Source organism: Pedobacter sp. 05L430, assembly GCF_056397585.1.
This window is the reverse complement of the sequence record NZ_JBFTNT010000192.1, coordinates 1-8,304: the sequence shown is the minus strand read 5'-3', so window position 1 is coordinate 8,304 and position 8,304 is coordinate 1. Positions and strand designations below refer to the sequence as shown.

Here is an 8,304-nt window from a genome sequence, read left to right as displayed (position 1 = left end):
GTGGTAAAGCCAACCCGGTTTTTAATGGGAATATAATGCAGTATTTGGRGTCGAACAACAAATTTGACACTATCGCTCAAATTGTTAAGCTGGCAGGTATGGAAGATGTTTTCAAAAATGAAAACATCACTTTCTTTGCTCCAACAGATGAGGTGATCAGACGCACTATTGGTTTGGTAAATACCCCCATTCGCGAATTGCAGGGTGGATTAAATCAATTGTTGTTCGATACGGGAAGAGATACTTTGAAAACCCTTTCTGATGTACAGCCTGAAATATGGAGGAAATTTTTAGGAAGATACATTTTTAAAGGTTCATATAGGTTAAAAGATTATCCTCAGGTTGATTTTAATTTGAGGGAATTGTTTCCGGGATCATACTATTACACATACGATAGAGATATTGCAAACATCGGTGTTGTATATAATTCCGTAAATGGAGTTAAGTATGTTGGATACCGCCAATTAACTATTTCTTATTTATGGGATCCATCAAACCCTAATAATTTTGCGACTGCGGCAGTTGCATCATCGGATATACAACCAAGTAATGGTGTTGTACATGTACTGGCTGTTAGTGTAGGTACTCCAATAGGAGAAGCTCCGAATGACTTTACTGCAAATATATTTGGGTTTAATGCTGACTTTTATAATGACGTAATGTTTAGCAGATAGATTTATAATAGTTAAAATATTAATAGAAATAATTTAAGATAAGCATATGAAATTTTTTAAATATATAAGTCTGTCAATGATCCTTGTAACAGCATTGTTAAGTGGCTGTAAAGAAAAGGAAACTTCATTTGAAGATCCGTATCAGGGTGGTATAGCACCTTTGGGAATTAAGATTGATCGCCAGCAAATACCTGTTCCCGCAGTTGGAATGGCAGGAACTGTAATTACCTTTAAAGCGACAGGTTTAGTGCCTCATAAAGATAAGATTCAGTTTCTGTTTAATGGTGAAAAGGCAGAGATTACGGAGATCACTGAAACCGGAATCAAAGCGAAAGTGCCTGGAAGAGCCAGTTCGGGAGTTACGTCTTTTGTTATTGATGGACAGCTGGTTTTTGGACCGAACTTTACAGTTACCGGATTTGTTAAAAAGGACCCTACCTTTAAAGTAGTAGCCGGTACAAATGGTTTTATTAGTAAGTTTTATCAGGTAGCGGGAGGTAATTTATTGTTGTTGGGTGGTTTTACGAACTATGATAATAAGGGGATAGTGAAGCCAATTAACCGTATTGTAAGGATTTTTCCGGATGGAACCTGGGATCGTTCATTGCTGAGCGGAGGCGCTGCAAATGGTGACCTTTACGGCATGGCCGTTGTAAATAGCCAATGGTATCTTGGGGGTGCTTTTAGCGGCTATGCACAGAGAGGGGGCATTAATAACATAACCAGGGTAAGTAACCAGGGAACTGTTGACACCATGTTGGTTGAGACTTATACAAAAAAACTGATATATGTTCCAACATTTAATGGTGGAACGGATGCAGCTATTACAGAAATATATGCATTTAATAATAAGATTATAGCATCGGGAAACTTCAAGTATTATCTGTCTCGCCGTTATGATCAACCAAGCAGACAGTTAAAAGATAGTACAGTTATTGATACTGTTGACGTGCGCCAACTGGTACGTTTTAACCCAAATGGAACTTTAGATAAAACATGGAGATTCGATCCTAATGCGACCGGTTATGGGGGAGCTAAAGGTAAGAGTTTACCGGGATCTAATGGGTATATCAGTACATTGATGCACACCGACGKAAAGATTTTGGTTTATGGCAATTTCACCAAATTTGACGATGCTTCGGCAGGATACGTTACCCGTTTAAACACAGATGGAACAATAGATGCAACATTCAATCCAGGAGGAGCAGGAGCTGATTTTATCGTAAACTACGCGAGTTATAATGAGACGACCAAGAAGTATCTGTTATGCGGAACATTTAAGAAATTTAATGGGGTTGCATCAGAAAGTTTGGTTATGCTGAATTATGACGGTTCGGTTGATCAATCGTTTGTTCCTAAAAAGTTTGTTGGGGGGTATCCTAATTTCACCAAACAGCTTAGTGATGGTTTATGCTTAATAGGGGGGTATTTTAAAACTTACGATGGGGTGAACAGACAAGGCTTTCTTATTACAACTGACAAGGGGGAAATTGCAGAAGGATATAATAATGTAGGTAACCTGTTAGGTAGAATAAATAATGTCTTTGAAACGAAATCTGCAGATAATAAGAGAGCGTTATTAATTGGGGGTTCATTCTTTGTTTTTGATAACATAGAAACGAATAATATTATTAGGGTAACACTAGAAAATTGATTATATTAATACATATAATCCAGACATGAACCAAATGAATTATAAATTAAAGAATATGAAAAAACATCAATTCAAATATTTTGTTAGTCTAACACTATGCTTGCTGGTGTTTGCAACATCCTGTAATAAGGATTTTGATAAAGTAATACCAGATGCGCCTGATAATGATGGCAACGTTACCTATAAAGTTCCTAAGGTTCTTTACCTTATTGTAGATGGTGCACGCGGTACGTCAGTTAGAGATGCGGGAACTCCAACATTAAGAACCCTTATTGATAGTGCAGTTTATACCTGGACCGGATTAAGTGATAATACTAATTATACCGACGCAACAAATTGGACAGATATGCTGACGGGAGTAAAAAAGGAGAAACACAACGTTTTATCAGAGGATTTTGCTGGTAATAAACTCGAAAATTATCCGGTTATATTTGAACGTATTAAATCGTTGAGGCCAGGTTTTCGTATAGCATCTTTTGCTTCATCTGATGTGTTTAAGGGTAAGTTAACCAAAGGGGCAGACGTTACAGAGTCATTTGGTGGAAACGACGATGCTGTAACTTCAAGATTGGTAGAATTTGTGAAAACTGATACGGCATCTCTGATTGTTGGGCAGTTTGGCGGTGTTGAGAAGGCAGGAAAAGCTTCTGGATTTGACAATTCTTTTGYGCCATATAAAGCAGCTATTAATAAGTTTGATAGTCAGGTTGGTGAAATTTTAGCTTCATTAAAATCAAGACCTACGTACTACAAGGAGAACTGGTTGGTTGTTGTAACTTCTAATAAAGGGGGGCAATTTACACTCCCTGTAGAACAAGACGATAAAACTCTTTTTAGTAACACGAATATCAACACCTTTACTATAATTTATAACAACAAGTATAACCCTACTTTCATTGCGAGACCATTTTTAGGAAATAGCTATTCCGGTACAGCAATTAGATTTAAAGGTGAACCAGAAAAAATCAAAGGTGTAGTGCAAGGAGCTGCTACTAATAGTGAATTTAATTTTGGCCCTGATGCGGATTTTACCGTTTCGGTAAAAATCAAAAAAGGAAAAACCAAAAATACTTCAAAAGGAGATTATTGGTATGAATGGCCATCGGTATTAGGTAAAAGGAATAATAGCAGCTGGGGTCAGGCGGGATGGAATATTTGCTTGTTTTATAATGGCTGGCGCTTTTTTGGAGCAGGAGGTCAGGACAACTCAAATGGTGATGAGGTTGGGGGTCTTGACTTTAGTGGAGATACCTGGCATGATTTAACATTTGTCGTAGAGAAAAAAGCGGATGGCAGGAGATATATCAGATTGTATACAGATGGAATAAAGGGGATTACAAATAATGGAGGTGGATTTGAGGCAAGTCCTGCAAAACCTCATACAAATGACAGACAGTTGTCCGGATTTCCAAACTACAACAACAATGATCCTTTAACAGTTGGATTTGTGGGAGGTGATGTTAATGGCGATAGAGGAGTTATTAACGTTCAGCTAGCTGAATTGAAAATATGGAAAACTGCACTCTCAGAAACGGTTATTAAACAGTATTCTTGTGACCCTACTATGGACCAAAGTCACCCAGCCTATGATTATTTAGCTGGTTACTGGCCTATGGTTGATGGAACGGGAGCAACACTTAAAGATAATGGACCCTTTCAGGCGGATTTTAAATTAGAAGGGGCTTATAGCTGGGAAAAATTCACAGATTTAATGTGTTCTCCGAGTAACACAAACTTAGGTGTATTKGTTCCAAAAAACTCTGACATTCCGACGCAAATATTAAGTTGGTTTAATATTCCAAGGCAAGAAAATTGGGCATTGGACGGTAGAGTTTGGATTGCAAATTAATTTAAGGTTTTCAGGGCTTTATAAAGTAAGTCCTGAAAACCTATTTAAAGATCATTATATATTTAAGGATATGAAAAGAATATTTACTACTGTACATTTATGCCTTTTGGCAATTACAGCTATGCTGATGATGTCATGTGAAAAGGAAAAGCTATCAGGAGTGCTCGCTAAGGAAACTGCTGCTAATGTCAAGCTTAGCGTGGAAAATAGAATTGATATTGGAAGTGGCGAAAATTTTACATTAAACAACGATGAATTAATCATTCCAGTAACGATCAATTTATCCGGTGCATCTGGAACGGCTTTCAATGTGCAGGCTACATCTAATTTAGATACTATTGCTACACTGGTTGGTAGTGGGACATTACCTGCTGGAACAATAGCGTTGGCCGAACAAACGTTTAATTTTCCTCCGGTGATTGATTTTGCATATGGGATAAAGAGTACAACTTTTAATCTGGCGGTAAGTAGAAGTTTTGTTGAGAGAAACCATAGCAAGTTATTGGCTCTGGCGATAAAAATTTCAGCTCCATCTAAAGGAAATGCAATTGAGGCCAATAAGAATGCCATTATAGTTGTTATTAATGCTGCTGAAGCGATTGCCGCTGAAGATGTACACTATATCTCATTTGCATCGGCTGGCTCTCCTTATTTGGTGCCAAATGGAACAAATTATGCAATTGGCACGCAAGATTTGACGATACCTCTAAATCTTGCTCTTGCAGGACTTGCAGGTTCCGATTTTACAGTGGATGTGGTACCGAATGATGCATTAGTAACTGCACTCATAAATAACGGAACGCTTAAAAATACAGTTGTATTAAGTTCAGGTAGCTATGCACTTACTAATCCAAAAGTTAAGTTTGCTCCTAATGAGAACAGCGCAAAACTTGAACTAACTGCCAGAATTTCAGAATTGTTGAAGAACACCAAGAAAAAAGTTGCAATAGGACTATTACTTAGAAACCCATCTAAATTCMAACTTGATGAAACGAAAAAAAGCATAGTGGTAGTTATTGATCCGGATCATTTTAGGCCTTATAATGGGACTCCTTTCCTTATTAAAGGAGCCATTGGTGCTGTTTCTGATATGATTCCTGCTGCACAGTACGATTTTGGCGGTGAAGGAATTGCATTCCACGATACAGGCGGTAAAGATGGTGTTGGTGATTACCGACCAAATGATAATGTTGATGTGGGTGACTATACTCCACGTAGTGTAGTAGGATGGACTTCTGATGGTGAATGGTTGACCTATACTGTTAATGTGGAGGAAAACGGAGAGTATGAGTTGAACTCCCTAATCGGTGCGCCAGGAGATAATGGAAGGTACAGTGTATTCTTTGATGATGTAAATATTACAGGGATACTAGCATCTGCCAAAACACCTGGTAGTTACGGAGATCAGCAACCAAACAGAACAACAGTTCAGCTTACGAAAGGAAGACATATCATGAAATTCTATATGAATGTGGGTGCTTATGATGTGAGGGGATGGATATTTACCAGAAAGAAATAATTATTTTGTAAATACATAAAAATAAACCAATCAACAGCAGCGATGGCTAAAATTTAATCATCGTTGTTGTTTAAAAAATATACCAAACTTTAAATAGTATGAACAAACTTTTTATTTTGCTATTAAGCATAGTTATTTTCGCTTCCTGTTCTAAAAGTAAGGACATTGAAGTTGAACCAGCTGAACAGAAAAGACCATTTGTGGATTTTGAGGCTGTTCCGGGAGATGATCCGTTTACCTTTGACTTTAAGAATAACTCCAAGGAATATAAAAAGCTTGAATGGCGTTTTGGTGACGATAGTGTTTCTTATGAAACTACTCCAAAACATATATTCGCTAGTGCTGGTACCTTTGAAGTCAACTTAACAGCAATAGCGGAGGATGGGTCTACTGCAAAAAAAGTGGTCCTTATTAAAATTATACCGGACAGTGCTGTAAATTTTATTGCTGCAAGTCAGGGTAGTAACAAGGTGAAATTTAGTGTTAAGTCTTCGAAAGTTACCGTGAAGAGTTTTTCGTGGGATTTCGGAGATGGATCAGCTGTTTCTGAAGAGGCAACTCCAATTAAAGAGTATGGGGCCGGTAATTTATATACCGCCAAGTTAAAGGTGACGACTGAAAAAGGATCTGTATTTACTGTTTCTAAATTGGTAACAGGTAATGGAACAGTAAAAGATATCACTTTAGATTATTTGCTGAATGTTGGTCCTAAATTTGTTCCATCGGCCAGGTTTGGAAGTAGATGGGGTATTGTAGCGGATTGGAGAGTAAATGCTGCGGTATTACAACGCGATGGTGGTATGGGTGGCTGGGACGAATGGGATGGAAATAGTATGTCGATGGAGTCATGGGGTGGTGAACCGGATATCATTAACGGAAAAATTCAGCAGACAACGCTAAAACCACTTCCGGCAGGCCAATATTATTATACGCTGGATTTTGTAGGATACCAATGGAAGAATTTGTTTTATACTGTAATTGCAAAGGGAGGAGAAATACCTGACGTTGATAAAGTTGAAAGTAATCCTATTGTTTTGGGCTATACAAAATCAAGCGGAAATCCAGATTCCGGAGCACCAAGAAAGTTCACTACAGCATTTACCGTACCTACTGAGTCTCCTGTTACTGTAGGTTTCGTAGCGACATTTATAGATAACGATCAGTATTTCAGACTCAGATCTATAAAGCTTTACCAATTGGATAAATAAAACACACAAATTAAATAAAGAGCTGTTACATTGTAACGGCTCTTTTTATTTTAAAGCCTCATAGATTTCGGTAAACAACAAACCGCTTCCGCCACCGTAATGAAATACAATAGGAATTTTGCGATTTACTTTTCTGATCACATGCTCTAGCTCAGTTTCTTCAGCCTTTTCTAATCCTGCCCCCACCAAAACCAGATCAAAGTTTGCTGATCTAAATGTTGTAATTGCCTGTTCCAGTGTATTTGCACCTATTGCACTCATTTCAGTATTGGAATTTACAAGCCTCAGAACTGTATTTAGAATTTCCTGATGGGTACAAACCACCAAAACCTCGGTCTTTTTCATAATTAATAATTCATTGGAACCTCCATTAAAAGGACTTCCATATTGTTAATTGCTTCAATGGTTACATGTTCAGTTTCCCAGATGCCGAATCCGTCTCTTTCATTCAGGATTTGATCGTTAATTTTTACATCGCCCTTAATTACAAATACATATAAGCCATTGTCTTTGTTTTTAAAATGATAATCTGTTTTGATCCCCTTATCAAATTTACCAATATTAAACCAGGCTTCCTGATAAATCCAAACACCCTGATCATCTTTATCTGGAGATAAGACTTGGGTGAGCTGATTTGGTTTCATCAAAGTATCATATCTTTCCTGATGATACCTTGGCGTTACATTGCGTTGATTTGGAAACAACCAGATCTGAAGAAACTTTACCGGTTCATTTCTGTTTTTATTAAACTCCTTATGGTAAATCCCAGTGCCGGCACTCATTACCTGAATTTCTCCGGCTTCAATAACCGCTACGTTTTCAAGGCTGTCTTCGTGTTGTAAGGCCCCCTCAAGAGGAATGGAAATAATCTCCATATTGTCATGAGGATGTTCACCAAATCCTTTTCCTCCATTAACCCAATCGTCGTTAAGCACTCTTAAGGCGCCAAATTGGATTCTTTCAGGGTTATACTGCATGCCAAAACTAAAAGTCTGATAGCTTTTAAGCCAGCCATGATCTGCAAGTGTACGCGTTGCAGCGGTATGTAATATTGTTTGTGCCATTTTAATTTTATTAAGCAAATTTTGATCAGACTTCGTCAAAGATGAGTTGCCTGGCCAATTCGATTTCTTTCTGACTAATTGTGTGAACTCTTCCTGCATAAATCTTCATAGAAATTTTTGCATTCATTTTTTTAATGATACCCTCGCTTACCTCAACTCTCCTTACCGGAACATGAGGATCAGGATCGCCTATTGTTATCAATATTGGCGTTTGTTGAAAATCGCCTTTATAGTTCCTCATGTTTATTTCTTTACCAATTAATCCACCGGTAAAGGCAACCGCACCACCATATCTGGCAGCATTTCGGGTAATATATTCAAGCGTTAAACATGCAC

General features: G+C 37.8%; 8 protein-coding genes. 5 read left to right on the top strand and 3 right to left on the bottom strand.

The features are described 5' to 3' along the window. The 5 genes from AC1DG9_RS19380 to AC1DG9_RS19360 form a co-directional block, all read left to right on the top strand. Positions 1 to 674 (top strand): fasciclin domain-containing protein (locus tag AC1DG9_RS19380; RefSeq protein WP_477635066.1); only part of this gene is annotated, 674 nt, incomplete at its 5' end. A gap of 46 nt (positions 675 to 720) precedes the next feature. Next, on the top strand, positions 721 to 2,328 hold the full coding sequence (locus AC1DG9_RS19375) for a DUF5008 domain-containing protein (RefSeq protein ID WP_477635065.1): 1,608 nt from the start codon (positions 721 to 723) through the stop codon (positions 2,326 to 2,328). 55 nt (positions 2,329 to 2,383) lie between these two features. Beyond that, positions 2,384 to 4,177: a DUF4983 domain-containing protein gene (locus tag AC1DG9_RS19370; RefSeq protein WP_477635064.1), complete on the top strand. Its 1,794-nt coding sequence runs from the start codon at positions 2,384 to 2,386 to the stop codon at positions 4,175 to 4,177. A 70-nt stretch (positions 4,178 to 4,247) separates the two neighbouring features. Then, positions 4,248 to 5,696 (top strand): hypothetical protein, encoded by a 1,449-nt coding sequence (locus AC1DG9_RS19365; protein WP_477635063.1) that lies wholly within the window; start codon positions 4,248 to 4,250, stop codon positions 5,694 to 5,696. A gap of 98 nt (positions 5,697 to 5,794) precedes the next feature. Beyond that, positions 5,795 to 6,904 (top strand): DUF5013 domain-containing protein, encoded by a 1,110-nt coding sequence (locus AC1DG9_RS19360; protein WP_337715082.1) that lies wholly within the window; start codon positions 5,795 to 5,797, stop codon positions 6,902 to 6,904. A 45-nt stretch (positions 6,905 to 6,949) separates the two neighbouring features. Here the strand turns inward: AC1DG9_RS19360 and AC1DG9_RS19355 are convergent, their stop codons facing one another. The 3 genes from AC1DG9_RS19355 to AC1DG9_RS19345 form a co-directional block, all read right to left on the bottom strand. Further along, the gene (locus AC1DG9_RS19355) at positions 6,950 to 7,249 is read right to left on the bottom strand and encodes a response regulator (protein WP_172663715.1); all 300 of its coding nucleotides are present in this window, start codon (positions 7,247 to 7,249) and stop codon (positions 6,950 to 6,952) included. Positions 7,250 to 7,251: 2 nt separating this feature from the next. Beyond that, complete coding sequence (locus AC1DG9_RS19350; protein ID WP_337715081.1) at positions 7,252 to 7,968, bottom strand: pirin family protein; 717 nt, start codon at positions 7,966 to 7,968, stop codon at positions 7,252 to 7,254. A gap of 25 nt (positions 7,969 to 7,993) precedes the next feature. Next, the coding region (locus AC1DG9_RS19345; protein WP_477635062.1) for an alpha/beta hydrolase at positions 7,994 to 8,304 on the bottom strand (311 nt) is incomplete at its 5' end.